The sequence below is a fragment of the Ruegeria sp. AP12 genome, from assembly GCF_056540025.1.
In genome coordinates this window covers 1-566 of record NZ_JBQFVZ010000301.1, presented here as the reverse complement: position 1 = coordinate 566, position 566 = coordinate 1, and the positions used below count along the sequence as shown (strand labels likewise).

General features: G+C 62.4%; 1 pseudogene. It reads left to right on the top strand.

The window, feature by feature from the left end:
• Positions 1-399, top strand: a pseudogene (locus tag ACR0E6_RS22865) (dynamin family protein); the annotation flags it as partial.
• Positions 400-566: the final 167 nt, after the last annotated feature.

Here is a 566-nt window from a genome sequence, read left to right as displayed (position 1 = left end):
AATCGCATGAACACCAGCGCCGTGCGGTGGTTCCGCCCTGACACAAGTGCCCTGACCCGCGGCATCACGGTCGTGCTGCGCGTGACATGGTTGTCACGCCTGATCTCGCGCCGCAGCGTGCTGAACCGGGCCGAGCGGATGATCGTGCAGGAATTCGAGATGATCGGTGATGATCTGGTGGACACCGCCCGCAGCGATCTGACCGAACGGTTGCAGACCGTTCTGGATCACTATCTGGCGCTGCTGGCTGGACATTTGGAACATCGCAGCGGCGGTGGTGCAAATGCGCGGGCAGAAGCACAACGTGCGGTTGACCAGGCGCGCCGCATCACCGAAGAACTGGGATCGGTGAACGGCACCGCACCCGTAGATACGCGACAGGCAGAGGCTGCAGAATGATTGAATTCCCCGGAACCGAGCAAGAAGTGCGCCAACTGGAGCGCTTTTTGACCGTCACCGAAAAACAGCCCTCCTCGGCGGAACTGGATGAGATGCGCGCCCGCGCTCTGGCCCATGCCGAGCGGTTGTCGAACGCGGTGTCCATCGGCTTTGCCGGGGAGTTTGGC